27 protein-coding genes are annotated in these 25,303 nt (G+C 38.2%); 7 read left to right on the top strand and 20 right to left on the bottom strand.

What is annotated here, in order from left to right:
* Positions 1-12: 12 nt before the first annotated feature.
* The 3 genes from FHR28_RS03005 to FHR28_RS02995 all read right to left on the bottom strand — a co-directional run bounded on the left by FHR28_RS03005 (position 13) and on the right by FHR28_RS02995 (position 3,263).
* The gene (locus FHR28_RS03005; RefSeq protein WP_166781891.1) at positions 13-1,239 is read right to left on the bottom strand and encodes a hypothetical protein; all 1,227 of its coding nucleotides are present in this window, start codon (positions 1,237-1,239) and stop codon (positions 13-15) included.
* A gap of 54 nt (positions 1,240-1,293) precedes the next feature.
* Positions 1,294-2,127, bottom strand: coding sequence for a C39 family peptidase (locus FHR28_RS03000; protein ID WP_166781890.1), 834 nt, complete (start codon positions 2,125-2,127; stop codon positions 1,294-1,296).
* A gap of 209 nt (positions 2,128-2,336) precedes the next feature.
* A complete protein-coding gene (locus FHR28_RS02995; RefSeq protein WP_166781889.1) occupies positions 2,337-3,263 on the bottom strand; it encodes a DUF6160 family protein in 927 nt (308 codons plus the stop codon).
* 264 nt (positions 3,264-3,527) lie between these two features.
* Here FHR28_RS02995 and FHR28_RS02990 point away from each other — a divergent pair, with 264 nt between their 5' ends.
* Positions 3,528-4,871: an anthranilate synthase component I family protein gene (locus FHR28_RS02990; protein ID WP_166781888.1), complete on the top strand. Its 1,344-nt coding sequence runs from the start codon at positions 3,528-3,530 to the stop codon at positions 4,869-4,871.
* Here FHR28_RS02990 and hisC read toward each other — a convergent pair.
* The 8 genes from hisC to FHR28_RS02950 all read right to left on the bottom strand — a co-directional run bounded on the left by hisC (position 4,868) and on the right by FHR28_RS02950 (position 12,658).
* A complete protein-coding gene (gene hisC / locus FHR28_RS02985; protein ID WP_166781887.1) occupies positions 4,868-5,965 on the bottom strand; it encodes a histidinol-phosphate transaminase in 1,098 nt (365 codons plus the stop codon). The genes FHR28_RS02990 and hisC overlap by 4 nt on opposite strands.
* A 175-nt stretch (positions 5,966-6,140) precedes the next feature.
* On the bottom strand, positions 6,141-7,442 hold the full coding sequence (hisD, locus tag FHR28_RS02980; RefSeq protein ID WP_166781886.1) for a histidinol dehydrogenase: 1,302 nt from the start codon (positions 7,440-7,442) through the stop codon (positions 6,141-6,143).
* A gap of 128 nt (positions 7,443-7,570) precedes the next feature.
* Positions 7,571-8,233: a DUF4272 domain-containing protein gene (locus tag FHR28_RS02975; RefSeq protein ID WP_166781885.1), complete on the bottom strand. Its 663-nt coding sequence runs from the start codon at positions 8,231-8,233 to the stop codon at positions 7,571-7,573.
* Positions 8,234-8,335: 102 nt separating this feature from the next.
* A complete protein-coding gene (gene hisG, locus FHR28_RS02970; protein ID WP_056515646.1) occupies positions 8,336-9,031 on the bottom strand; it encodes an ATP phosphoribosyltransferase in 696 nt (231 codons plus the stop codon).
* 4 nt (positions 9,032-9,035) lie between these two features.
* Positions 9,036-10,295, bottom strand: coding sequence for a UDP-N-acetylglucosamine 1-carboxyvinyltransferase (murA, locus tag FHR28_RS02965; RefSeq protein ID WP_004817645.1), 1,260 nt, complete (start codon positions 10,293-10,295; stop codon positions 9,036-9,038).
* Between the two features lie 6 nt (positions 10,296-10,301).
* Positions 10,302-10,553, bottom strand: coding sequence for a BolA family iron metabolism protein IbaG (ibaG, locus tag FHR28_RS02960; RefSeq protein WP_004723729.1), 252 nt, complete (start codon positions 10,551-10,553; stop codon positions 10,302-10,304).
* Positions 10,554-10,688: 135 nt separating this feature from the next.
* Positions 10,689-11,030, bottom strand: coding sequence for a ribosome hibernation-promoting factor, HPF/YfiA family (gene hpf / locus FHR28_RS02955; RefSeq protein ID WP_004723731.1), 342 nt, complete (start codon positions 11,028-11,030; stop codon positions 10,689-10,691).
* Between the two features lie 179 nt (positions 11,031-11,209).
* Complete coding sequence (locus tag FHR28_RS02950) at positions 11,210-12,658, bottom strand: RNA polymerase factor sigma-54 (RefSeq protein WP_034613871.1); 1,449 nt, start codon at positions 12,656-12,658, stop codon at positions 11,210-11,212.
* A 523-nt stretch (positions 12,659-13,181) separates the two neighbouring features.
* Here FHR28_RS02950 and FHR28_RS02945 point away from each other — a divergent pair.
* From FHR28_RS02945 to FHR28_RS02930, 4 genes are all read left to right on the top strand, one after another.
* Positions 13,182-14,093: an amino acid ABC transporter substrate-binding protein gene (locus FHR28_RS02945; protein ID WP_105714337.1), complete on the top strand. Its 912-nt coding sequence runs from the start codon at positions 13,182-13,184 to the stop codon at positions 14,091-14,093.
* A gap of 91 nt (positions 14,094-14,184) precedes the next feature.
* Positions 14,185-15,027 (top strand): amino acid ABC transporter permease, encoded by an 843-nt coding sequence (locus tag FHR28_RS02940; RefSeq protein ID WP_004723738.1) that lies wholly within the window; start codon positions 14,185-14,187, stop codon positions 15,025-15,027.
* Positions 15,028-15,029: 2 nt separating this feature from the next.
* A complete protein-coding gene (locus FHR28_RS02935) occupies positions 15,030-15,707 on the top strand; it encodes an amino acid ABC transporter permease (RefSeq protein ID WP_004723739.1) in 678 nt (225 codons plus the stop codon).
* Between the two features lie 13 nt (positions 15,708-15,720).
* On the top strand, positions 15,721-16,464 hold the full coding sequence (locus FHR28_RS02930; RefSeq protein ID WP_004723740.1) for an amino acid ABC transporter ATP-binding protein: 744 nt from the start codon (positions 15,721-15,723) through the stop codon (positions 16,462-16,464).
* A 79-nt stretch (positions 16,465-16,543) separates the two neighbouring features.
* Here the strand turns inward: FHR28_RS02930 and FHR28_RS02925 are convergent, their stop codons facing one another.
* From FHR28_RS02925 to FHR28_RS02910, 4 genes are all read right to left on the bottom strand, one after another.
* Positions 16,544-17,218 (bottom strand): DUF799 domain-containing protein, encoded by a 675-nt coding sequence (locus FHR28_RS02925; RefSeq protein WP_105714338.1) that lies wholly within the window; start codon positions 17,216-17,218, stop codon positions 16,544-16,546.
* Positions 17,215-17,592, bottom strand: a complete 378-nt coding sequence (locus FHR28_RS02920; RefSeq protein ID WP_105714339.1) for a DUF4810 domain-containing protein — start codon at positions 17,590-17,592, stop codon at positions 17,215-17,217. The genes FHR28_RS02925 and FHR28_RS02920 overlap by 4 nt, the downstream gene beginning before the upstream one ends.
* Before the next feature lie 10 nt (positions 17,593-17,602).
* On the bottom strand, positions 17,603-18,274 hold the full coding sequence (locus tag FHR28_RS02915; protein ID WP_151956502.1) for a CsgG/HfaB family protein: 672 nt from the start codon (positions 18,272-18,274) through the stop codon (positions 17,603-17,605).
* A gap of 128 nt (positions 18,275-18,402) precedes the next feature.
* Positions 18,403-19,026 carry a LysE family translocator gene (locus tag FHR28_RS02910; protein ID WP_016539406.1) on the bottom strand — a complete coding sequence of 208 codons (624 nt, stop codon included), beginning with the start codon at positions 19,024-19,026 and terminating at the stop codon, positions 18,403-18,405.
* A 399-nt stretch (positions 19,027-19,425) separates the two neighbouring features.
* On the opposite strand from FHR28_RS02910, the gene FHR28_RS02905 reads away from it, so the two are divergent.
* Complete coding sequence (locus FHR28_RS02905) at positions 19,426-21,045, top strand: oleate hydratase (protein ID WP_166781884.1); 1,620 nt, start codon at positions 19,426-19,428, stop codon at positions 21,043-21,045.
* Between the two features lie 89 nt (positions 21,046-21,134).
* Here FHR28_RS02905 and FHR28_RS02900 read toward each other — a convergent pair whose 3' ends face one another.
* The 5 genes from FHR28_RS02900 to FHR28_RS02880 form a co-directional block, all read right to left on the bottom strand.
* The gene (locus FHR28_RS02900; RefSeq protein WP_004723748.1) at positions 21,135-21,308 is read right to left on the bottom strand and encodes an NF038215 family lipoprotein; all 174 of its coding nucleotides are present in this window, start codon (positions 21,306-21,308) and stop codon (positions 21,135-21,137) included.
* 106 nt (positions 21,309-21,414) lie between these two features.
* Complete coding sequence (locus tag FHR28_RS02895; protein ID WP_004723750.1) at positions 21,415-21,978, bottom strand: hypothetical protein; 564 nt, start codon at positions 21,976-21,978, stop codon at positions 21,415-21,417.
* A 56-nt stretch (positions 21,979-22,034) separates the two neighbouring features.
* Positions 22,035-22,796 (bottom strand): class I SAM-dependent methyltransferase, encoded by a 762-nt coding sequence (locus tag FHR28_RS02890; protein WP_004723751.1) that lies wholly within the window; start codon positions 22,794-22,796, stop codon positions 22,035-22,037.
* 98 nt (positions 22,797-22,894) lie between these two features.
* Complete coding sequence (locus tag FHR28_RS02885; protein WP_004723752.1) at positions 22,895-23,539, bottom strand: hypothetical protein; 645 nt, start codon at positions 23,537-23,539, stop codon at positions 22,895-22,897.
* A 329-nt stretch (positions 23,540-23,868) separates the two neighbouring features.
* Positions 23,869-24,540, bottom strand: coding sequence for a D-Ala-D-Ala carboxypeptidase family metallohydrolase (locus FHR28_RS02880; RefSeq protein ID WP_004723753.1), 672 nt, complete (start codon positions 24,538-24,540; stop codon positions 23,869-23,871).
* 209 nt (positions 24,541-24,749) lie between these two features.
* Here FHR28_RS02880 and FHR28_RS02875 point away from each other — a divergent pair, with 209 nt between their 5' ends.
* The gene (locus FHR28_RS02875; RefSeq protein ID WP_004723754.1) at positions 24,750-25,298 is read left to right on the top strand and encodes a TetR/AcrR family transcriptional regulator; all 549 of its coding nucleotides are present in this window, start codon (positions 24,750-24,752) and stop codon (positions 25,296-25,298) included.
* The last annotated feature ends 5 nt before the right edge of the window (positions 25,299-25,303 follow it).

The raw sequence follows: 25,303 nt of genomic DNA, 5'->3' as shown, positions 1-25,303 counted from the left end.
CTTTACACTCCTTTAGTTCGCTTTCTTCTTACCAAAGCCTAAAATATCCAATGGGAAAGATAGACCAAGCGAAATATCTGGTGAGTCTTCAGTTAAACCGATCCCCAATGTACCATTGACAATCGTATCTGGATTAACACGAACCCCTAAAGCGATGGAAAACATCCCACTAGATTGGTCAGCTGCTTTATATGAATCTGCAAGTCCCGCTGTAGGTCTATACTTAAACGAAGTATTCATATTGAATGATTGTTGGTATGACATGGTCATTGAAACATCATAATTAAATGAATAAGCAAAACCAAAAGAGAAACCACCGGTCATACCAGGATCAAACTCTTCTAAAACACGTTGGTAGGTCTGATCACCACCTTGACCATTGGCATTACCCCCACCACGCACTTGATTTAAGCCGGTTTCTTTAAATCCATAATTGGCAGAGACCGATGCAAACAGTACAACAGGGTCGATATATTTACGGGTACTTGCGCCAACACCTACAGAATAATAGCCTTTACCTGTTGAAAGGTCTTTTTCAGGGTTTATTTCATATGGGCTATCCCCTGTCTTGGTAGATAAACTACCAAATAAAATAAGTGGTAAACGCCCTGCTTTCAGCGGGAACGGTTCCCAACGTGCACCAAAGTTAATATCCCCTAGGCCCGCAGCCGTGGCATCTTTTAAGCTATCTGATTTAGCAATAAATGGAATAGATGCGGTAAAGGTTAAATTATCACGTATCCCGTACTGTGCAGTAAAAGTATTACTAATGGTATGACTTGCATCTTCATCAACACGAAGTTGATAAGCTGTGCCTTCGTTAATTCCTAAATTTAATTGCGAATCACGATAGTAAGAATAATCTAAATCATAAAAAGTTGAGAACTCACCTTTTTTAATTAAAGAGTATTGACGTTCATTGGATGTAAAAACTTCTTGTAAGTTGGTTTCTTGAGAAGCATCACCTTCTTTCTTTTGTAATGCTTCTGCAGCTTGCGTACCAGGTTTAGGTGCTAAAGATTTTGTTTCATCTTTATTAATTTTTACATCTTCTGTAGCTTGCGCCACATTTGCAACTGGAGCTGCTTGACTGCTGGTTGCAGAACTGACATTGTCTCTATTTGCAGCCTGATCTGCTACTACATCCGCACTTGCCTCTGTTTCAGCTGCATATAAACTTCCAATTGCAAACTGAATACTCACTGCAAGTAAAGTCCGTTTCATCCACTGATTATTCATATTCTTCCTATTCCCAAAAATCCAATTCAATTATGTAATTTTTTAATCCATCTTTTACTTACGTTTATAATAGAGTCGCATATAGGATGTAATTGGCTGATTGTATGTTGCAGACTTGGTATCTTGGTCAATCACCTTACGCATTGTAGAGGCTCTATCTGCTAATTTATTGATATAATCCGTTGAATATTGCGTTTCAACTAAAGCATAACGGTTGATCGTTGCATCCTCTACATGACGCATATCCGCATCTTGTAGTGCCAACAGATTACGTTGCTGATCTTTTGGCGCATTGATCACAAATAAGGTGTTATTTTCCCAAATTTGCTTAAATCGCTCTTGATCAAAACTAATATTCCCCAAGGCTGGATCTGCCACATAAACACGGCCATCTTTATAAGCTTTAAACACAACAAAATGTTTAAAACCCGCATAAGAAATTGGCACAATCACCGGTTGATTTTGATTGATTAGGTCTGTGAACTCGCCTCTATAGCCACCGCTTTCATATCCAATTGCAGCAACAAAACGCTTCATATCTAACAATGAAAAACTTCGTCGCTCAATAATGCGGTTGTATTCACCAAATCGTAATAAGCCTTCCATGGTTTGCTGCTCAGTTAAATTTGTCCCAACATAGCCATTTAACAGTGTTGTTAACGCAGCAGAACCGCAACTATAGTCATATCCTTGACGTACGATGCCACGGAATTGATTTTCTAAGGCGGGTTTAACATGCACCATTTCACGATGATTACGTGTAAATGATTTATCTCTGGAATCCGCAAGCTCAGTATAGTAAATCGCATCCTTTGGCTTGGGTTTCACATCTAAGGCGTGGTTGGCAAAATAATACATTAATGCCGAACCTAAAGTAATTTCTATCATAATTTTAACTATCAAGTATCGGCAGTATTTTGCCTAAAGTGCTGATTTTATTTTTAGAGTGAACACTCTACGTCCCTGTGATTATGAAGATAACGGTTTTTGAAAAAAAAAACAGTCTTTTTTTCAACTTTTGTCGCTTTTTATTCAGTTTTTTGTAAAAAAAAGACGCATGCTTTGCATGCGTCTTTTTTAAGATTTTAATTCTAGGCTTAGTGACCAGAAATCGACAGTTTTACACCATTTGCTGTTGCTGAACCACCGTTATAGAATTTCATACCTGTAATCGCAACATCACCAATCGAACCCGAACCTATTCCTGTACCTGCAGTGCCTGGCGTACCTGGTACAAAGCCAGTACCACCACCCAATACAACTTTACTTAGATAAATATCTGTACCTGTTGTACTTTTCATTGCAGTTACAGCCAAACCTTTCGTTGTAACAGCAACATCAGCATCTAAAGCTAAATTCGTTGAACCAGTGTCAGTCACTTTAATACCGCCTAATACGATATAACCACCACCTGCTGCAGAAGCATCTTTCAAGGCCAAGTTACTGATTGATAAACCACCAATCATCGAACCATTCAATTTAATCATTGCACCTTGAGGCGTATTACCCAATTGAATATTTGCAGTAGTAGAACCTACATTCACAGTCAAGCCACTTAAAATTTCAGCTGATCCAGCATCAGGTTTATATGCGCCTGCTGAACCCGTAACATTATTCACTTCAATTTTGCCTAACTCAATTTTTAATGCATTAATTGCAGCAGCAACATTTAAGAATGGTGTACCAGTAGCACCAGCCGTAGCACTACCATCAGTATCAATAACCAAATCAGCTAAGTTACCTGTACCAGTTTTAGTTACAACCACGTTATTTAAAGTAATCGCACCTGCTTTGCCTGAACCACCAGAACCAGCAGTAACACCAGGAGTACCTGTAGCAGCTAAACCATCACCATCAAAAACATGTAGTTTTGCAATTTCAATTTTATCTGCATCGATACCAATACTGATACCATCCTGACCAGTAGTAGCACTCAGCGCTGCATCATCCATTGCTTGCATTGCCATTGCGTTTGAACTCATAGCCACTGCGGAAACTAAAGCAAGTTTAGTAAATAATTTCATAATCTGTACTCTCCCAAGAGCATTTTTTTTCATTTTTAACCACTCTCCATAGTTCCCTGTTGTTTTTAGTTGTTTTACAACTTAGAACACCAATCCTTGAGTAGTCCGTTTTGCCCTTTTAAATTAACGGTATGTTACTTTTTGTTCAACTGCTGTTTATCAAAAAGCCAATTAAACCGATAAACGGTAAACACTTTTATAAGTGCTATTTTCAGGTAGAATAGTGCCTTACAAACCCTTTTTGCGCTTGAGTTAAACCTCCCTATGTTTCGGAAGTTATTAGATTTTCCATCAAATAGCACTGCAGATTTATTACACCGTCTTGACTCATTATTCGGTTGTATCTATTTAAAAAACGCGGGTGAAGACATTGTTGCTTTTTCACCTGAACAATACTGTATCTCAACCCAGCAACAACTTTATCGTTATACAAGAAATCATTTTACCCATTATCAAAAAGATAAAAGCGATCCTCATTTAAAACACTTCTTTAACTTCACCGCTCAATCAGCTCCGAAACAGCACAGTTTTCAGGGTGGATACATGGGTTTTATTGACTATAACTATGCCAGTCAGCAATATGTTGATGCTCAAAGCAAATCTCAGCCCAATTTTTACATGGGTATTTATAAAACATTTATCAAACGAGAAAATGAGCAACTCTTTTTTTATAGTTTAGAAGCCTGTGCAGAAGAGTTTTTCAACTTTATACAAGATTTATTAACCACACCAGTCACCCAGAATCAAAGCTTTAAACTTTTATCAAACTGTACTGCGACGTGGACAAAGCCACAATATGATCATGCATTTACACAAGTTCAAGAATATATTAAAGCGGGTGATTGCTATCAAATTAATTTAACTCAGGAATTCACTGCAAAGGCACACGGTTCACTTTTAGATACCGCTGAAAAGTTTTGGAAACTCACAGATGCTCCCTATTCGGGTTATTTAAAAATCAATGATTTTGAATTACTGAGCTGCTCACCTGAGTTATTTATTGATTTTGAAACTGATCGTAAAATTATCACCAGACCAATTAAAGGGACAATGCCTCGTTATGACGATCCAACTTTAGATGCGCAATCAAAAAATGCTTTGATTCAATCTAAAAAAGATCAAGCAGAAAATGTCATGATTGTGGACTTATTACGCAATGATTTAAGTGTCTATGCTGAAACTGGCTCAGTAAAAACCCCAAAACTGTTTAATATTGAATCTTTTAACCAAGTACATCATATGGTGAGTGAGGTGACTGCCATCCTAAAACCGGATGTCAACCCATTTGAGGTCTTATTTTCAGCGTTGCCAGGTGGTTCAATTACTGGTGCACCCAAAATTCGCGCCATGCAAATTATTGAAGAACTTGAAAGTGCGCCAAGAGGCGCTTATTGCGGATCACTGGGCTATTTTAATTTTGATGGAACCGGTTCTTGGAACATTTTGATTCGTTCAATTCAAAAATATCAAGATGATGTTTCATTGTGGGCAGGCGGTGGAATCACCATCGCTTCAGATTGTGATGCAGAATATCAGGAATGTTTTGATAAAGTTGCTGCCATGCTTGATTTACTCAATACATGGCATCAACATCAACATGAATCCTAGACTAAAATCTCATGCTTTAATGTATCAACAAGGCGTTGATTTTGTTCATCTGTACCAATAGTGATACGTAAGAATTGATCAATCCGTGGCTTATTAAAGTAGCGAACAATAATGCCACGCTCACGCAATGCTTTTGCCAATTCACCAGCATCTTTTGAGGGTAAACACGCAAAAATAAAGTTGGCTGAAGATGGCAATACGTTAAACCCAAGCGCCGCTAAATCTGCCACCAGTTTGTCACGACTCACAATAACTTTTTGACATTGTGCTACAAAGTATTCTTGATCTTCAAATGATGCGACAGCTGCAGCTATTGCAAAACGATCAATTGGATAGGAGTTAAAACTATTTTTAACAGCTTCCAATGCTGCAATCAAATGTGGCTGTGCAATTGCAAAACCAACGCGTAAACCTGCCAAAGACCGCGATTTTGAAGTCGTTTGGCAAACCACTAAGTTTTCATATTTCTCAACCAGACTCACAGCTGACTCAGCACCAAAATCTACATATGCTTCATCAATCACAACCACCGAATCTGGGTTGGCTTGCAAGACTTGTTCAATTGCAGATAGTCCCAATGCAATACTGGTTGGTGCATTAGGGTTGGTAATGATAATCCCACCATTAGGCTGTTTATAATCAGCCACATCAATTTCAAAATTCTCATTTAAAGGCAATATTTTAGTTTGGGTTGAAATTCCAAAAAACTGACTATAAACAGGATAAAAGCTATAGGTAATATCTGGGTATAGAATCGGCTTATCTTGAACAAAAAATGCTTTAAAAATATGGGCCAAAACCTCATCAGACCCATTACCAACAAAGACATTTGCGACATCTACATGTTGTTGTTTCGCAATCGCTTGTTTGAGTGCCGATGCATCTGGATCTGGATAAAGTCGCAATACATCTGCTGAATCTATAAGTACGGACTGAACCGCTGCAACCACTTTTGGCGATGGTGGATATGGGTTTTCATTGGTATTCAGTTTTAATAAGTTTTGGATTTTAGGCTGCTCACCCGGAACATACGGTTCTAATTCACGTACATCAGGGCTCCAAAAACGCATTTGCTCAGGGCTAATATTTGGCATTTTTATCTCGTATTTTTTCTCATTTGACTTACTTCACATAAGCGCGCTCACGCTAGGAGAGAGTTTGGACATTTCAATAGAATCCCCAAACTAAGTCAGTTAAATTTTTATCCCCTCATCCTCGCCCTCTCCCTCAAGGAGAAGGATTTTTTACGGATACTGGGCCATTGGTGAATTACTGATAACGATATCTTGCTGATCGGGCATGCGCATCTAAATTTTCTTGTTGTGCAAGAATATCTGCGGCCTTGGCAAGCGATTTTACCCCTTGCTCAGAACACATAATCAAACTTGAACGTTTTTGAAAATCATAAACACCTAACGGTGATGAAAAGCGTGCTGTACCAGAAGTAGGTAGGACATGGTTAGGTCCCGCACAATAATCACCAATCGCTTCTGGTGTATAGCGCCCCATAAAGATTGCACCTGCATGGCGAATACTTTGTGACATCTGCTCAGCGTCATCTAAGCACAATTCCAAATGCTCAGGCGCAACTTGATTAATCAAATCAATGGCTTCTTGGCGATCTTTAACCAAGACCAAAGCGCCACGATTTGCAATCGAAGTTCGTGCAATTTCAGCTTTAGGTAGTGCAGCCAAATGTTCTTCGATAGCTTGCTCAACATCATTTAACAATTGTTCATCTGGTGTAATAAAAATCGCTTGCGCAACCGTGTCATGTTCAGCTTGTGACAAAACATCCATCGCCAACCATTTCGGGTCATTGTGACCTTCTGCATAAACCAAAATTTCAGAAGGTCCAGCAATCATGTCAATACCGACTTGACCAAAAACAGCACGTTTTGCGGCAGCAACGAAACGGTTACCCGGTCCTGTAATTTTATCTACCGCTGGAATCGTTTCTGTTCCATAAGCAAGTGCGGCAACTGCTTGCGCACCGCCAATCGTAAACACACGACTTACACCCGCTAAATAAGCAGCCGCCAATACCAAAGGATTTAAATCACCATTTGGCGCAGGTACCACCATAATAATTTCTGCTACCCCAGCCACGTGCGCGGGTAAAGCATTCATCAGCACAGAGGATGGATAAGAAGCCAAACCACCTGGAACGTAAATACCAACACGGTCTAAAGGGGTAACTTTTTGACCAAGAGTATTTCCTAATTCATCCACATAGGACCAACCTTCTTGTTTTTGAGCCTCATGAAATGAACGAACCCGATTGGCTGCCATTTCCAAAGCTTCACGTACTTCTGAAGTTAAACCCTCAAATGCAACTTTAAGTTGTTCTTGTGTCAGTTCTAAATCTGAAAATTGATGCGCTGGATGTCGATCGAACTGTTGAGTGAGTTTAAGTACATGTGCATCGCCATGTTGACGCACATCTGCAATAATTTGGTCTACTGTTTTTAAAAGCTCAGGATCACTCACTGTTTCAAAAGCTAACAAGTCAGCAAAGACTTGTTTAAAGTTCTGCTCTTGAGTCGATAAACGTCGCATCAATTTACCCACAAGGTTGTTTAAGAAAGATTTAGTTTACCTTGTTTTGAGTATCTTGTGGGCAACATCACCGCAACATTTCAACTTACTTTAATAGGAAAGTTTGATTGCAAAAAACTTTTGACACAGCAAATTTTTATTTAGGTACTCACATCAGGATGATCCCAGTCACTATCAGCCTGAATCAGCCAGTTCAATGCACCATGCCGTTCCACAACAATAGATGAATTTAAATTTTCAGGTGCATCCTGTTGCTTTAAACGCGCATTTACACATGCCCAATCATAACGATAGATTAAATCAGCCTGATCTAAAATTTCTTCGCTATCCCGCAACTGTACTTTTGCCATAAATTCAGCAAAGGTATCGCACGACGATACAGCTTGAATAGCAAAATCACAATCAACGATATCTGCTGGATAACTTAACTCAGCCACAATCCCCACAGCCCATAACAATACCCAATATGCCTCATATTTCCACACCATATTGATGATATCTTGCGCTGAAGCCTCACGATTTAAAATTGCCTGTTCTTTCTCTGTTAAAGCATCTAGGACCTGCATTTTCTTCAAAATATCAAATACAAATAGCTGTGTTTCATCATCATATTGATCATTATTCAGATCACATGCGACTTGAATCACCCACAAACAAGCAATCGCACGTTTTGCAATCTGTTCTGCACTGCGTGCTTGCACGTCTTCAGCAGATTCGATCACAGGTAACCAGTCAATATAAGGAATTGAATACTTTTTAAGTTTTAAAATAGATTGTTCTTTGCGCTGTTGAGGTGTTTTCATAAACTCTTTTTTTTAAATCATGGATGGTTATTTTTTAACATAAATTGCATAAAAAAACCGCCTAAAATTAGACGGTATCTTTATCGATCAAACCTAAATGAATTAATTGTTCTTTTGACGTTCTTCTACTGCTTTTTCAAGCTGAGTAAGAATTGGATTTAATAAAGTTTGCTTACGCTTAAAGCTGGCTTTATTGACAATTAAACGTGAAGAGACTTTACAGATTTCTTCCAGAGGCTCTAGACCATTGGCACGTAATGTATTTCCGGTATCCACTACATCGACAATATAATCACCCAAACCAACCAATGGGGCTAATTCCATTGAGCCGTAAAGTTTAATCACATCAACTTGCTCACCTAAGCTTGCATAATATTGACGGGTTAAATTTACATACTTGGTGGCAATTTTTAAACGTCCTTTAGGACGAACCATGCCCACTTTACCGGCGGTCATTAATTTACAGTTGGCAATCTTTAAATCTAATGGTTCATAGACATTTTGAGCGCCATGTTCCATCAACACATCTTTACCCGCTACACCAATATCCGCGGCGCCATTCTCAACATACGTTGGCACATCAGAAGCACGCAAGATTAAAATACGAACGGATTTGTGTGTGGTTGGAAAAATTAACTTACGAGATTTATCAGGATCTTCCAATAAGTTAATTCCAGCAGTTTCAAGTAAAGGCAACGTTTCTTTTAAAATACGCCCTTTACTCAATGCCAAAGTTAAACCATGATCAAAATTGCCCATTACGTCAAAGTTAGGATCATCGTTTCTCATATCGCTCATTAACTTACTCGCTCACTCGCTTAATTTGGGCACCTAGACCTTGTAACTTTGCTTCGATATCTTCATAACCACGATCAATATGATAAATACGATCGATGATGGTTTCCCCTTCAGCAGCTAAAGCAGCCAAAACTAAAGAAAACGAAGCACGTAGGTCAGTTGCCATAACAGGTGCAGCAGATAATTTTTCCACACCTGTCACAACAGCATCATTACCTTCAACCTGAATATTTGCGCCCATACGAGCTAACTCAGGTACATGCATAAAACGATTTTCAAAAATCGTTTCAGAAATTGTTGCAAAACCACGTCCAATGGCATTTACCGCCATGATCTGTGCTTGCATATCCGTTGGGAATTCTGGATGTGGCAAGGTACGGAAGCTGACAGCCTTCGGACGTTTCCCCAGCATATCCAATTCGATCCAGTCTTCACCGCGTGTGACTTCTGCACCCATTTCTTCAAACTTATCTAAAACAGATTCAAGAAGATTTGGGTCAGTATGTGTGGTTTTTACCTTACCGCCCGTAATTGCTGCCGCGGCCAAATATGAACCGGTTTCAATACGGTCAGCAACCACTGAATATTCACAGCCATGGAGACTTTCAACACCAGTGACCACTAAGGTATCTGTGTCTAAACCTTCAATTTTTGCACCCATTTTAATAAGCATTAGTGCAAGGTCTGTAATTTCAGGTTCGCGCGCCGCATTACGAATTGTTGTAACACCCTCTGCCAATACTGCTGCAGTTAAAATATTTTCGGTTCCACCTACAGTCACCATATCGAAGATGACTTCACCGCCTTTTAAACGGCCATCCACTTTGGCGTGAACATAACCTGCTTCGACCTCAATTTGTGCACCCAAAGCTTCTAAGGCTTTTAAATGCTGATCAACAGGGCGTGAACCAATTGCACAACCACCAGGAAGTGAAACTTTTGCACTACCATAGCGCGCCAACAGTGGCCCGAGCACCAAAATAGATGCACGCATGGTTTTAACCAGTTCATAAGGTGCAAACTGATTATCCAGTGTAGAGGTATCCGCGATAACCGTTTCGCCCTCATAACTCATGGTGATACCTAAACCACCAATCAGCTTAACTAAAGTACGAACGTCTTTTAGATCTGGAACATTTTTTAATGTAATCGGTGTATCTGCAAGAATCATTGCAGCCAATAAAGGTAAAGCCGCATTTTTCGCACCAGAAATACGAACTTCACCTTCGAGTTTTACACCACCTTGAATGACAAATTTATCCATTGACGCTTAAGCTCCAAACATACTGGCTTTGCGCCATTCTTCTTTAGTCATTGCACGAATAGTTACCGCATGTACCTCACCACTGGCAATATAAGAATTAAGTGGCGCGTAAACAGCTTGTTGACGAGGAACAGGACGTTTCCCTTCAAACTGATTGTCGACAATACGGAGGTCAAATTTACCTGCTTGTCCACTGACAGCAACTTCAGCATCAGGAAAAGCTGCTTTTAAGATTTCAGTGAGCTGTTCACTATTCATTGCATCGACCTCTTATAGGACTGACAGTGTAAAAACCGGATATTTTACTATAACTCACCGAAATAATTCATTAACTTGTACAAAAAATATAGATAAAAAAAAGAGGTCTTTTCAACCTCTTTTAAAATATCAATTTTATGTCGCTAAAATTTCCATTGGTTGATAATCCAACTGCATTTTCCGATGCTTATCTAATTGCCTTTTTAATTTATCTGTCAATTTTGTAATCGCATTATACATATCATCAGCGCTCGCTTGGGCGAAAAGCTCTATACCCGGCAAACGAACAATTGCCTCAGCAATATGATTTGCACTGCCTTTTTTTGATCTTTTATCCAATTGATGATCTTTACTCAGCTTGACCTGCATACTATTGACCTGATCAATATGCTTGGTCATCTGGGTAAATCGATCTCGAATATTTTCTTCTATTGCTGGTGTAATACTTAAGTGATGTCCACGGATTGTAATTTGCATAGCTTTATCCCTCTCCTTATATAGGAATATGAAAGTCATAACCCAAACGATCTCATGACAGCATTCACCAAGGAAGAAACTGTGCTCAATATCATGCAATCATTTAAGTTACTCCAAAAGACAAAAAGCGATTCATTATTTCGTCATAATGAACAATTAGAATAGCCACACTTTAAAATTTAGATCAACACTTTTCGGTCAGATGAAGACGGAATATGTAACGATTCACGATATTTTGCGACTGTCCGTCGTGCCACATCAATCCCCTCTTCTTTTAATAAATTGGCAATTGTATTGTCTGACAACGGCTTACGCGGGTTTTCATCTGCAACAAGCTTTTTGATTTTTGCTCGAATGGCCGTCGACGATGCTTCTCCTCCAGAAGTGGTTCCAACGTGACTCGAAAAGAAATATTTCAGCTCAAATAGACCACGAGGTGTCAGTAAAAACTTATTGGTGGTGACGCGGGAAACTGTTGACTCATGTAATTCCACTTCTTCTGCAACATCTCGCAAAACCAAAGGTTTCATTCCTTCAGCACCGATTTCTAAAAACTCACGTTGATGTTGCACAATGCAACTTGCAACTTTTAATAAAGTTTTGTGACGTTCATCGACACTTTTAATAAAGTTTTTTGCTTCAAGCATTTGATTGCGTAAATATTGATTATCATCACTTTGATCAGCACGTTTAATCATGCCTGAATAAAATGAGTTAATTCGAAGTTTTGGTAAAATATCTGGGTTCAGTTGAACATACCAATGGTCATTTTTCTTGGACACCACCACATCTGGAATTTGATAATCTGATTCTTTTTGCTCAAATTCAGCACCCGGATAAGGTTTAAGGGTTTTCAATAAATCAATTGCTGACTTTAATAACTCAGCATTTAAACCCGTTTGCTTAATCAGTTTATTTAAGTCATTACTGACCAAAAGCTCATAATGTTTCAACAACATCAGCGCTTCTTTCCTAAACAGTGTGGTGGTAGCTAAAGCCTCAATTTGCACAAAAAGACATTCTGCAAGACTACGAGCACCAATACCAATCGGTTCTAAGCGTTGAATATGTTTTAAAACAACCAGAACTTCATCCTCTTCAACTTCAATGTCATAATCCATTTGTTGTAGTAGATGCTGTACTGAGCTAACAATTTCTTCAATATCGGCAGCCAAAAATCCTTTTTCATCCAAAGCATCGACAATGCAATACGCAATCAATTTATCCACTGGAGAAAAATGCAATAAATTGACTTGCCCCAACATATGTTCTTTTAATGATGCTTCTGAATGACGATTATCTTCACGATCTTCAAATTCTGGGCGCTCCATTGCAGTTGATTGATGGGTATAGACATCATCCCAATCTGTATCTACAGGCAGTTCATCAGGTAAGTGGTTGGCATTTAAAGAATCTGAAAGCTCATATTCTTGTTGTTCTTGTTTTACATTTTCAGGGCTTTCATGTGTCTCTTCTTCAACTTTTTCAAGCAAAGGATTACTATCAAGTTGAATTTGAATTTCTTGCTCAAGCTCCAAACTCGATAATTGCAGTAATCGAATGGCTTGTTGCAGTTGTGGCGTAAGCGACAACGAATTTGCAACTTTTAATCCAACCGATAACTTCATACCCATAATTCCCACACTGTATTATTTCATTTCATCTTATGTGAATAAGCAATGCAAAATTCATGCCTACTGATTTTTTATATCACAGGAAAGGGATTAGGACCAGTAAAAAAAATGAATACGTTACATAAAAATGTTTGTTATTTATCAATTAAAGATAAATTTTAATTATGTCGTTTTTTTATTCAATTCTTTAAAAAGACCTTCGATCCAGATCTGTTGAAATAGTCATCAATTATATAAATAGAGATTTAAAACCTATAAGCAAAAATAAATGGCTTTAGGGCTATTTATTTCAAAATATTTAAATAAAATAGGTTCCACTTTGTGAGACCAGTCACATTTCTAGTTTGTGAAATTTATTATTTTTATCCTTTACTTATTGGAATAGTGAGTATAAAAATAATGATATAAAGAAATATGATGAATCGTAGTTTCAAGGAAAAGGTTTGGCACGATAACTGCTTAATTTTAGAAACGAGCGGCTTAAACTGCCAAAAAAATCATGTAATGGAGAACTCAAATGACACTATCTACAAAAACACTATCAAAAAAAGTTTTAACCACAGCGCTTGGTATACTTATGGCTGGCGGTGCTTTTTCACAGGTTCAAGCAGCAGATACATTAGCAAAGATCAAACAATCAGGGAAAGTGATCATTGGTTACCGTGAGTCATCTGATCCGATTTCTTATGTGATTGGTGGTAAACCAATGGGATACGCTGTTGATATTTGTAATAACTTTGCCAATGAGCTGAAAAAAACGCTCAAGATGCCAAATCTTAAAGTTGAATATAAAGCAGTTACCTCTTCTACGCGTATTCCAGAAATGTTGGCAGGCAATATCGATATGGAGTGCGGTACGACAACAAACTCTATTCAACGCCAACAACAGGTAAGCTTCTCAACCAACTATTATGCAACAGAAGTACGCATGGCAGTTAAAGCCAGTGCACCAATTAAAACAATTGCAGATTTAAATGGTAAAGCAGTTGTAACCACCCAAGGGACTACATCTGACAAATACATCAAAATGGGTGAGAAAGGCGAAAAAGTCAACGTAAACAACGTTTATGGTAAAGACCACTCAGACTCATTTGCCATGGTCGCTTCTGGCCGTGCTGCAGCATTTGTGATGGATGACAATATTCTTGCAGGGTTAATTGCAAAATCATCAAATCCAAAAGACTTTAAAATTGTAGGTCCAGTACTTTCTTCTGAACCATATGGCATTATGTTACCGAAAGGCGATGCAGCATATAAAGCAATCGCAGATAAAACAGTAACAACAATGTGGAAAAATGGTCAAATGGCGGCGCTATATAAAAAATGGTTCCAATCACCAATTGCACCTAAAAATGTCAATTTAAATATGCCAATGAGCTCATCATATTTAAAGCTTAAAGCTAATCCTACGGATGCTGGTATTAACTAATAACGTAGTTTAAAACAACGGTTTATAGATCAGATTCGGTTTAAAGTCTGGTCTATAAATTTTTATAAAATTAAAAATACAAGGAGCACACATGTCCGTAGGCTCACTTAACTGGACAGCATATTGTCTCCCCTCGAATGAATATAGTCTTGATAAAGCTGCATGGGCTGAATCTGTCTGTAAAGCGATTGGTGGTGAAAGTTATTCCCCTGTTGCAGATGCACCAACCTGGCTACAACTTCTAGGCTCAGGTGTTTGGACCATGGTCTGGACCGCGATTGCTGCATTTTTCATTGCATTTCTTCTTGGATCTCTCATCGGGATTTTACGTACGTTACCCAATAAACCACTTTCATTTATTGGTACCTGCTACGTCGAACTTTTCCGAAATATCCCCTTGATCGTTCAACTGTTTTTCTGGGCATTTGTATTCCCACAATTACTGCCACTCAGCTTAAGTACTGGTAGTGGTGAGATGGTTCATGGTGGATGGTGGCAAAATATTCTCAATGACAATCCCGCCGTGGTTGGGGTGTTCGCACTCGGTCTATATACTGCAGCACGTATTGCTGAACAAGTACGTTCAGGTATTAATACGGTTTCAAATGGACAAAAAAATGCAGCTTTTGCAATTGGTTTAAATCAAAGCCAAAGTTATCGCTATGTCATTCTCCCTGTCGCTTATCGTATTGTTTGGCCAACGCTCACTTCTGAAGCAATGAATATTTTCAAAAACTCTGCCGTGCTTTATGCACTGAGTGTTTTGAACTTCTTTGCTTATACCAAAACCATGCGTGAAGAAACATCCCAAGATATTGTTATTCTTATTCTTTCGACACCAGTTTACTTAGTCATTACCTATACCATTAAATTGATCATGGCTTGGATTGAAAAACGTATGGCTGTTCCTGGTCTAGGCTCGGGGGGTAAATAGTCATGGATTTTAGTATTTTACAAAATCAAGATGTTATTCAAACGCTGATCGCAGGGTTTAAATTTACCGTTACGGTGACGATTTTATCGATTATTGGCGGGATTCTGATTGGCACACCTTTGGCCATGATGCGTTTATCCAACAATAAAGTCGCCAGTAATTTTGCTAAAGTTTATGTCGATTTCTTCCGTGGTGTACCACTGATTCAAGTCATCTTCATTTTCTATTTCTTATTGCCAAAGATTTTTGAGTTTCAGTCAGATACCTATTATGGCCCACTGTTTTCAAGTGTGGTGACCTTTGCAATTTTTGAAGCAGCATTCTTTTCAGAAATTGTCCGTTCAGGGATTCAGTCTGTTTCCAAAGGTCAGGTCAATGCAGGTTATGCACTTGGTTTCACCTATGGACAAACCATGTCCAATGTGGTGTTGCCACAAGCTTTTAGAAACATGCTACCTGTCATTTTGACTCAATCTATCGTACTTTTCCAAGATGTATCATTAGTTTACGTGATTAGTGCGCCAGACTTCTTGGGCAATGCCAATACCTTAGCAAATACCTACGGTGCTGAAACCAAAGCAACTTTCTACCTGATTGTAGCAGTTGTTTACTTCTGTATCTCCTTTGCGCTTTCACGACTTGTGAAGCGTTTACATCAAAAAATAGCAATAATTCGATAATTGGAGAATCAATATGCCAATGATAGAAATACAACATATCTCAAAATGGTATGGAGATTTTCAAGTTCTTACAGATTGCACCACTTCAATTGAAAAAGGTGAAGTTGTGGTGGTGTGTGGACCTTCAGGTTCTGGTAAATCTACACTGATTAAAACTGTAAATGCATTAGAACCGTTCCAAGAAGGCAATATTGTTGTTGATGGAACAGCGTTAAAAGACTCAAAAACTGATCTGGCAAAATTCCGTTCTCGTGTGGGAATGGTCTTCCAACACTTTGAATTGTTCCCACATATGACTGTTTTGGATAATTTAACCATTGGGCAACTTAAGGTTTTAAATCGTTCTAAAGCAGAGGCTGAGAAAAAAGCGTTGCAATATTTAGATCGCGTTGGTTTGGCAGCCCACAAAAATAAGTTCCCAGGTCAACTGTCTGGTGGTCAGCAACAGCGTGTTGCGATTGCCCGTGGTCTGTGTATGGATCCAGTGTGCATGTTATTTGATGAACCTACTTCGGCATTAGACCCTGAAATGGTGGGTGAAGTGCTTGAAGTCATGAGTCAATTGGCAAAAGAAGGCATGACCATGATGTGTGTAACTCATGAGATGGGCTTTGCTCGTAAAGTCTCAAGTCGAGTTATTTTCATGGATCAAGGCAAGATTTTAGAAGACTGTGCAACAGATGACTTCTTTAATAAGCCGGATGAGCGTCATGAAAGAACCAAATTCTTCTTAGACAAGATTTCTATGGTGCACTAATCAGCAATATGCTTTAAACATAAAAACCCCAATTTTTAAATTGGGGTTTTTATTTGATGCTCGCAAACAGTACCAGTGCTTAAGGTTTCACCGCATTTTGGGTGAAGTTTGGAGATCGTGGTCCATATAACAGACCTTTTTGCTGATTTAGACTTGGTGAATATAATTGCGAGCTTACAGTACTGGATAAAGTATAGGCTTTGTCTGACAAATGATTGGATATTTGATCAACTAAAGCACCGACCAGCGCGCCAATCAAACCTGCATTGCTATTATCATTGGCTTGCTGAAGTCGCTGCTCACCTTGCCAGAGTAATGTTCCAGTTTGCAAATCTACAAGTTTGGCTTCTACTGAAACTGCAGCTACAGATTGAATCACCTGATATTTAGAACCATACTCTTTAACTTTAATATATAACGCGGCGTCTGCTCCGAAAATCTCTTTTAACTTTTGAGGTGGAATTGCTTGAGCATCAAATCCATTGGTCACCCCATTCTCTTTAAACATGGTGTCAACAACAGAAATTGGAAATACATAATAACCAGCCTCAGCCACAGGCAATGTTACTGTTGACCAATATCCATAGGTTGCACGCGTATCAGGAGACTCATTGATTGGAGGAAGTACCAAAATCGACTTAGGGATATGCTCACGATATGCTGCTAAATCACGATTCTGTTTAGGTGATACCGCACAACCGGTGAAAAGCATCATCAGTAAACCAAGTACAAATAATTGTTTCATATTTTTCATTTGGGATTTACCTCAGTCGATTGAGTGGTCATCTTCTTCAATAAACGATCCATCAATACGGTTGACTCAGGATAAATTTGGCGCTCTAACTCAAAATATTCAATTGCACGTGGGCCATTTTGAATATTAAGATTTAACAAGCCCAAATGCGCATATAAACCTGGCGGAACTGCGGCATTTTTTGCTTTTGCTTTCTCAACATCTTTTTCAAGCGCTAAAATTTGTTGCTGAGGCGAAGTTTTTTCTGGAACCGCCAGCATTAAATAGGTTTGCTGTGGATATCCGCCCCAGCTATATAAAGACTGTGGTCCAGATGCACACCCAACCAAAGTTAACGTTGTAAAAAAACTTAAGAATAATAAAACCCGTTTCATTTATTCAAACCTATTGTACGGACCACTTGTTTGTTTGAATATCTGTGACAAGGTGATTAACTGCTTCGCGTACAGCCAGATCTAAAACCTTACCATTTAAGGTTGAGTCATAAGATGCTGTAGAACCAAAACCTAAAATTTCGCGTTCACTGAGCGCGTATTCACCTGCACCCTGCACAGAATGGACAACTTCTGCTGTTTTTACATCGACAACATTAATATTGACTTTTGCATAGGCAATTTGAGTTTTACCACGCCCTAATAGCCCAAACAATTGATGGTCACCCACTTCTTTACGTCCAAATTCAGATACATCCCCAGTGAGCACATAACGTGCACCCTTAATGGATTGAGATGCTTTACCAAAACCAGCCTCTTGTTGCAGCTCTGATAAATTGTCTCGATTTAAGACTGAAAAATATCCTGTTTGTTGCAAGTGCGTTTCTAAAATCGTTTTTGCTTGACCGCCTAAACGATCGACATTATCAGAGAAGATTCCACGCATATAACTTGAGCGGTTATCAAACTTACCAATCGAAACTGCTGTTTTCGCACCTGAATATTTAACCGCTGAAGTCGCTACAGCCACTTGAGGTGCTTGGATGGTTTTAGAGCTTTCAGTGGTAGAACAAGCTGTAAGTACCAAGCCATTTAAGGCAGCAATCAATAATATTTTTTTCAAAATTACATCTCTAAGGTCTAAACCATTATAATGAATATATATAACACAAACTAAACACACTATTAATTAATTTTTAACAAATGAGATCTACTGATAAAATGTATAACTATTTTTACTCGTAAAAACAATCATTTCATACCAAAAATTAACTTTAAACCAAGTAATGTCATGACACCGCCTGCGACTCGATCGAAGACTTTTTTAAACTTTAAATAAACACGGCGCGGCTTTTCTGCTGAAAGCGCCACTGCAACTAGTGAATACCAGCCTGCATCGATAAAAAAGCACAAGATAGGCAAAACAAAATAAAAATATGTTGGAATTTCTTTGGGTAAAAGCGCAGTAAAAATACTGGCTAAAATAATCGCAATTTTAGGATTACTTAACTGGGTAATTAAACCTAAACGAAACGCTTGTTGATAACTCATCACCGTGGATGAGTCAGATGCCTGCGCCATAGGATCTTTAGCATGTTTAATAATTTTATAAGCCAGCCAAAGTAAATATAGACCACCACAAATTTTTAAAGCTAAATATGCAGAAGGTACAGCCAATAAGATTGCCTGTAATCCCATTACAGCTAAAAAACCAAATAAAGCTGCGCCCGTGCCTGTCCCTAAAGCGGTAAACAGACCATGTTTACGAGAAATCGCAATTGAATTTTTAGCCACATAAACAAATGTAGGACCAGGGCTAATTGCGCCTAGCATTAATGCCAATGCAATTGAACCTAAAATCAATAATGATTCCAAGAGACACCCCGACCTAGACTATTTTTAAGAATAGATATTTTACGCTACAACCGATTTTTGAAGATATAAAAATCTTTATTATTTCGCGATTACACTTTTATTCAATGCAAATTCATCAAAATTTCAATCATAAATTTAAGTACACTTGTGTATTATCACCACAAACAGAGTAAACAAATGTTTTTAGAGTAAAAACTCAATAAAAAATTTATTTTTCAATATTTTAATTATATCAATAAAATCATCAAGGTATATAAAATATCCTAAAAAGCCATAAAATAGACAACATTAATCACAAAAATTAACTTCCATTTTCATGTATTTATAGGCTATAAAAAACCATAATAAAACTATGGTTTTAAATTATCCAAAATCAATATTTATACTCAGGGGTAAAAAATGCACAACAATAAAACCAACCGCTTAGATGCAAGCCAAGCACATTTGTGGATCATTGGCGGTGGAATTGCTGGAATGGCAGCTGCCGCATTTGCCATACGTGATGCCAAAGTACCGGCTAAAAATATTCACATTCTCGAAGAGTTAGATGTCTCAGGTGGTTCAATGGATGGCGGCCATACGCCACATGCTGCACAAGCATGGGTTACCCGTGGCGGGCGGATGCTGACAGATGAAACATATTTATGTCTTTGGGACTTATTTTCGAGTATTCCATCCTTAGAAAATCCTGAAATTTCTGTTCGTGAAGAATGTCGTGAGTTCAATGAGCAAGTCAAAACCCATGCACAAGCCCGTTTAATTAATGCGCAGCATGTAATTTCAGATGCCGCTAAACTGGGTTTAAATACACGCCATCGCGCGCAAATGTTACGCTTATTGGCAGCGAAAGAAGAAAAAATTGGCAGCCGTCGTATTGATGAATTTTTTGATGAGACCTTCTTTGAAACAAACTTTTGGCGTATGTGGCGTACGACATTTGCCTTCCAAAAATGGCACAGTGCAGCAGAACTTCGTCGCTATTTCTTACGTTTTATCCAAGAGTTACCACGTATTCATACCCTCGCTGGGGTAAAAAGAACCAAATACAACCAATATGATTCCATGATTTTGCCGCTACAACGTTGGTTGCTTGAACAAGGCGTAGATGTTCGTTTTGGTAATTATGTGACAGATGCAGACTTTCAAACCGATGATGTAACCCTAGAACGTCGTGCAACACGCTTGTATGTCAACCTTCCTGAAGGTACTGAGCAAATCAACCTTCAAGAGAATGATCTTGCAATATTTACTTTAGGTTCAATTACAGCAGATTCTCGTTATGCAGGGAATGATGATATTCCAGCGCTTATTCGTGATCGACTTGATCATGGTTGGACCTTATGGGAAACCCTTGCGAAAAAAGCACTGGACTTTGGCCGACCAATGACCTTTTATGGCAACATTGATGAACATAAATGGGAGTCTTTTACACTCACCATGAAAGACGATGTTCTGTTAAATCGCATCATTGATTACACAGGCAACCAGCCAGGTACTGGGGCACTGATGACTTGGTTTGAATCTGGTTGGCATTTATCGATTGTGGTGCCAGCTCAACCGCATTTTGCAAATTTACCAGAAGGCACCTTTACCCTCTGGGGCTATGGTTTCCAAATTGATCAAACAGGTGACTACATCAAAAAACCGATGTCACAAGCAACAGGCAATGAAATACTCACTGAACTGATTCTACAACTCGGCTTTGATGACATTCTTGAACATGTTCTAGCAAACACTATTGTAACAACAGCCATGATGCCTTATGCATCAGCTTTATTTGCTTGCCGTAAGCCTGGTGACCGCCCACAGGTTATTCCACAAGGCTCACAAAACTTCGCATTCTTGGGACAATTTGTTGAAATTGAAGATGATGTGGTTTTTACAGTTGAATATTCTGTTCGTGGTGCCATGATTGCAATTTATGAGTTCTTTGACGTAGAACGTGAAATTCCTGATATCTATAATGGATTACTTGATCCTAAAGTCGGACTAAAAGCTTTAGAAACTGTTTTTCATTAATTCATTTAAAATCAACTGAGTTAAATTGAATTAAAACCAAACGAGTGCATCCTCTTTTGATGCACTCGTTTTTATATTTTGAATAAAAATCAGGGTTGTGAATCCACTGAACGAACACTGAGACGATAGTCTTTTTCATACACAGGCATACCAGCGATATGGATTGAACGAACTTCAGTTTTTGTTGGTGTAGGTGGTTTCTTTTCACACCCAACCAAAAATACTGCAAGTATTACACTCAAACTGATGGATAGCTTTTTCATGGCATCTCCTCCATTTTTTGTTTTATTTATAGTTCGAGCATAACAGTTCTGATTAAAAATACAGCTATTTTTTATTTCAAAAGGTGTCTATCTCTATAGAAAGTTGCTATACCTCACAAGGATCTATCATTAAAACAGTTTGATCTTCACCATTTTTATTTTTGTAACGATAGTGAAAGCCACCATTTCCATCAAATTCCATGTCACTAAAATATTGAAAAGCATCTACGCTTACAGACTCAATTTTAGAGTATTGCTCTGGTTGAAATTGAATTTTATTTAAAACTTTTGCAGTAAATACTTTTTGGAAAATAATCGTAGGCGCATTTTTTAATTCAAATCGGGCGATACACTCAGTGTTTTCATCCACAGCAACAACGTTGTCTAAAGCCTGAACGATCCCCGCCTTCGAGATGAAAAGACTATGATGAACATTAAAGGTATAGCCATAGCTTAAATGCAAGAAATCCTCGGTTTGGTTTTCAACATTTAAACCACGCTCCCAGTCCATGACCAAAGGTAATCTATAGTCATCGCCTTCATAGAGTACAAAATCACAATGATAATTTGCATCTTCATCACATGTTTGCTGAATGACTGAAAATTGCCCTATCTTGGCCACTATTCGATGAATCTGCTCAGCATAACTACTGCTGGAATAGACCATCATGCTAAATAATATCGGAAATATTGTATTGATTATTTTTTTTGACATCAGATTTCTAATCAAGTTTTACTCAATACCAAATATACAGCTTCACTGGTAAATGTGCCATCTTGCTGAATCTGATAATACTGTTGTACTTGATCAGCGGCTTTGGACTGCAAATAGCGAATGGTATTGATGCCCTCTACTGGTGTTTGCATACGCTCCACCCAACTTTGAAAATTTAACTTTAAACTTTGCTTTTCAATGGTTTCTACCTTAAAGCCTGCTTGTTCTACGATTTGTACCCATTCCGCCAAACTATAATTTCGAACATGGCTTGGATCACGAATGGTTTCTATGGTCTGAATAAAGGTGTCTAAAATAGGGTTAGAGTTGCCAATAATATCAAACAGGATCACTTTGCCATCAGCACGTAATACACGATAAATTTCATGAATTGCTTGAGTGATACTTTGCCAATGATGCGCAGAATAACGACTGATCACACAATCAAAATGCTCAACAGGAAAATCCAATTGCTCTGCTGCACCAACCTTCCCTATGACATGATCGAATCCCTTTTGTTGAGATTGCATGGTCACAAGATTGACCATTTCAGGCGTAATATCATAGGCAATTACTTGCTCAATGAATGCTGCAATCTGATAAGTGACATGCCCACCACCGCAGCCTAGATCCAAAACTCGTTTGAATTGATGCTGTTGGATTAAATTTTGCATTTTTTCAAACTCAATGCCTTGTGCATGTACTTGGCTATTTAAGTATGCTTCTGATTTATTTTGATATTGTGCCTGATTAACTTGCTGTTGAGTGGTCATTGTCGTGTCCTCTTGTTGAATAAAACGACAATAGACAACTCAATTCAAAAATAAAAATGATGAATTTTAATAAAATTAATAACTTTATTTTATTTATATTAACTCATGATCACCCGATAATCAGACTGACAAGGGTTTTGAATGATAACATCCTGTACCCCCATCTCGTTTCCGATCTTGATATTATAGTTAAATGAAAAATCACCATTATCCTCAAAATTTGCCGTTGCAGGATAGTTCAGCTTTTTAAACTGTGGCACTTTGTTGTTGAGCACTAAACGTACCCGAAAATCAGGAATACTATAAAATACCAATGAATTTGGCATATTTTTTAAATTCGATTCAAAAGTTACAAAACAACTTTGCTGCCCATTCATCGCAAGAAAACTGCCATAATCTTTTTGTTGATTTTTATCGTTAATCACAGTGAGATTATACTCACTTCCTGTTAGCCCCAACAAAAAACCCATTAAATTTGGATTAAATTGATAAACATTTGCGGTTTTACTCCATTTTTCCATTAATACCTGCTTCTTTCCTTTAGCATCATAGAGTACATAGTCACAACTAGAACCATACTGAGTGCAAGACTCTTTTTGAATTTTCAGTTTTCCTGCACGCCCCAATACTTCGTATTCAGGGTCAACTTCGACAGCAGCATCAGCTTGCGCAAAAGCAGAATAACTACTGAAAAAAGGCAGAGCAAATAAACAACCCTTTATTAGGGTCTGTAGACATTTCATAAATGGCTTGCGTTGTAGGTTAAAATTGAGCAGTCAAGGCAGGAAACGAAGAGAATAGCGAGACTATTTTCGAGTTTCATAACGTAGGCTGAGATAATTTTAGCCACAACCCTTCGGGACTAGCGTGTTTTTGACGTTACGTCGTTACAAACTACTCATTTAGAATGACTAAATTTCCTATTTCGCGCCTAGTATCGTCTAAAAAACACACGTAGTCGCAAACATAGACGAATTGTCAGCAGACCCTATGTTCAACATACATAACGTTCCCAATCTCTCAACATTTTTTAATATAGATTCAAGTTCAATTCTTGCTCAAAAATACAATTTTAACTTTTTAGACACGGCGAACTTTTCGATTTAAAGTCCTTACCCCAAGTACGATATCCTTGGGTATCAATATGATAGCGATTATTACCATAAACACCTAAACCCATTTTATAACTTTTGCCTTCCACTTGCCAAAAATGACACATTTTTTTAAGCAATAATTCGCGATCTTTTTTAATGGTTTCTTTGGGTGATAGCACATGAAAATCAACGGCATAATTACTTAAATGCTTACTTTTTTCCGCCCCACCTATGCATTTATTTAATTCAGGGGCACGATAGATTGCTGAAATCGTATATGTTTTAAAATATTCATTTCGATTTAACTTTTCCACCAATTGCAAACTACTCACCACATTTTTCCAAAAGGCTTTAGGTGGAATGGCAAAACGTTTTGAGTAACACTGTTCTGGCATATAGTTTCGGCTGGTTGTCAGCTCCATCAGACTAGGCGGATGTTTTAAATACTGCGACATAAACTGATAATAATCTGCCAATAATTGGGGGTCTTGTTGCGCCTTCCAAAGCTTGAATTGTTGTTCAATCTGATGATCTGATGATTTTCTTGAAGATGCGGCCTGATCTGCTTTTTTCTCAGATGGCGTACAGGCATTTAACACCAATACACTGATGCAGCAGATCGAAATAACAATATTTTTAAAAATTTTCACAATTTCAGCACACTTATTGTTTTATTTTAAAGGGTAAATATTTAGAAATCTAAACCTATTTATACGATTTATTAATCATTGACCTAAGTCATTCTAACCAATCTCATTCACTTTAAAGCTGCTATTTACAAAAATCCACAGAGTTAGCAATTTACAACGGACAAAAATGTCCGTTAAATATCAGAGTAAAATTTAATGCAATTTTCCCTATGCGTATACGTCAAAAACAAGCGGCACAAAATCGCGAAGATTTGCTCAATGCTGCACTGAAAATATTCCGTAAACAAGGGATTCGTGCGCCATTACAGCTCGTGATTGATGAAGCTGGCGTTGGACGAGCAACCTTTTATCGTAATTTTCAAGATCGCCGTGAGTTAGTCATCGCCTTGATGGAACAAGCATTAACTCGTCTAGATGAACGGGCAAAAAGCTTTTCAGAATATCCTGACGGTTTGATTCGGTTAATTCGTAATCATGTCGAGAATCTGCCTTATCTCACCGCATTGATGGAATATTGGCGTGTGATTGATCGTAATGACCCAAGTATGGTGGATATTTATCAACGGCGTGACGCAATTCTTCAACCGCTGATTGATCAAGCCATTGCCCATCATATTTGCCGACCAGATCTCACCCCAAAAGATTATGCGCTAATTACCGGTATTCTAAGAGCTTCCTTTCAAGGACTAACCGATGAAGAACAGGTTCAACTGGCCACTCGTGCAGTTGACTTACTGATTGATGGCATCAAGGCATAATTGAG

Origin of the sequence: Acinetobacter sp. BIGb0196 (assembly GCF_011759595.1) — a bacterium.
Lineage (GTDB): Bacteria > Pseudomonadota > Gammaproteobacteria > Pseudomonadales > Moraxellaceae > Acinetobacter > Acinetobacter guillouiae.
This window is presented reverse-complemented; position numbering and strand designations above follow the sequence as displayed.

Excerpts from the sequence above, each read along its gene's own strand:
- FHR28_RS02930 (WP_004723740.1), top strand. The coding sequence starts at position 15,721 with ATGCCAATGATAGAAATACAACATATCTCAAAATGGTATGGAGATTTT.
- FHR28_RS03000 (WP_166781890.1), bottom strand. The coding sequence starts at position 2,127 with ATGATAGAAATTACTTTAGGTTCGGCATTAATGTATTATTTTGCCAAC.
- FHR28_RS02945 (WP_105714337.1), top strand. The coding sequence starts at position 13,182 with ATGACACTATCTACAAAAACACTATCAAAAAAAGTTTTAACCACAGCG.
- ibaG (WP_004723729.1), bottom strand. The coding sequence starts at position 10,553 with ATGAATAGTGAACAGCTCACTGAAATCTTAAAAGCAGCTTTTCCTGAT.
- FHR28_RS02875 (WP_004723754.1), top strand. The coding sequence starts at position 24,750 with ATGCGTATACGTCAAAAACAAGCGGCACAAAATCGCGAAGATTTGCTC.
- FHR28_RS02995 (WP_166781889.1), bottom strand. The coding sequence starts at position 3,263 with ATGAAATTATTTACTAAACTTGCTTTAGTTTCCGCAGTGGCTATGAGT.
- FHR28_RS02940 (WP_004723738.1), top strand. The coding sequence starts at position 14,185 with ATGTCCGTAGGCTCACTTAACTGGACAGCATATTGTCTCCCCTCGAAT.
- FHR28_RS02900 (WP_004723748.1), bottom strand. The coding sequence starts at position 21,308 with ATGAAAAAGCTATCCATCAGTTTGAGTGTAATACTTGCAGTATTTTTG.
- FHR28_RS03005 (WP_166781891.1), bottom strand. The coding sequence starts at position 1,239 with ATGAATAATCAGTGGATGAAACGGACTTTACTTGCAGTGAGTATTCAG.
- hisC (WP_166781887.1), bottom strand. The coding sequence starts at position 5,965 with ATGCCAAATATTAGCCCTGAGCAAATGCGTTTTTGGAGCCCTGATGTA.
- FHR28_RS02895 (WP_004723750.1), bottom strand. The coding sequence starts at position 21,978 with ATGATGGTCTATTCCAGCAGTAGTTATGCTGAGCAGATTCATCGAATA.
- FHR28_RS02885 (WP_004723752.1), bottom strand. The coding sequence starts at position 23,539 with ATGAAATGTCTACAGACCCTAATAAAGGGTTGTTTATTTGCTCTGCCT.
- FHR28_RS02925 (WP_105714338.1), bottom strand. The coding sequence starts at position 17,218 with ATGAAAAATATGAAACAATTATTTGTACTTGGTTTACTGATGATGCTT.
- FHR28_RS02920 (WP_105714339.1), bottom strand. The coding sequence starts at position 17,592 with ATGAAACGGGTTTTATTATTCTTAAGTTTTTTTACAACGTTAACTTTG.
- FHR28_RS02975 (WP_166781885.1), bottom strand. The coding sequence starts at position 8,233 with ATGAAAACACCTCAACAGCGCAAAGAACAATCTATTTTAAAACTTAAA.
- FHR28_RS02905 (WP_166781884.1), top strand. The coding sequence starts at position 19,426 with ATGCACAACAATAAAACCAACCGCTTAGATGCAAGCCAAGCACATTTG.
- FHR28_RS02990 (WP_166781888.1), top strand. The coding sequence starts at position 3,528 with ATGTTTCGGAAGTTATTAGATTTTCCATCAAATAGCACTGCAGATTTA.
- murA (WP_004817645.1), bottom strand. The coding sequence starts at position 10,295 with ATGGATAAATTTGTCATTCAAGGTGGTGTAAAACTCGAAGGTGAAGTT.
- FHR28_RS02890 (WP_004723751.1), bottom strand. The coding sequence starts at position 22,796 with ATGACCACTCAACAGCAAGTTAATCAGGCACAATATCAAAATAAATCA.
- FHR28_RS02935 (WP_004723739.1), top strand. The coding sequence starts at position 15,030 with ATGGATTTTAGTATTTTACAAAATCAAGATGTTATTCAAACGCTGATC.
- hpf (WP_004723731.1), bottom strand. The coding sequence starts at position 11,030 with ATGCAAATTACAATCCGTGGACATCACTTAAGTATTACACCAGCAATA.
- hisG (WP_056515646.1), bottom strand. The coding sequence starts at position 9,031 with ATGAGCGATATGAGAAACGATGATCCTAACTTTGACGTAATGGGCAAT.
- FHR28_RS02950 (WP_034613871.1), bottom strand. The coding sequence starts at position 12,658 with ATGAAGTTATCGGTTGGATTAAAAGTTGCAAATTCGTTGTCGCTTACG.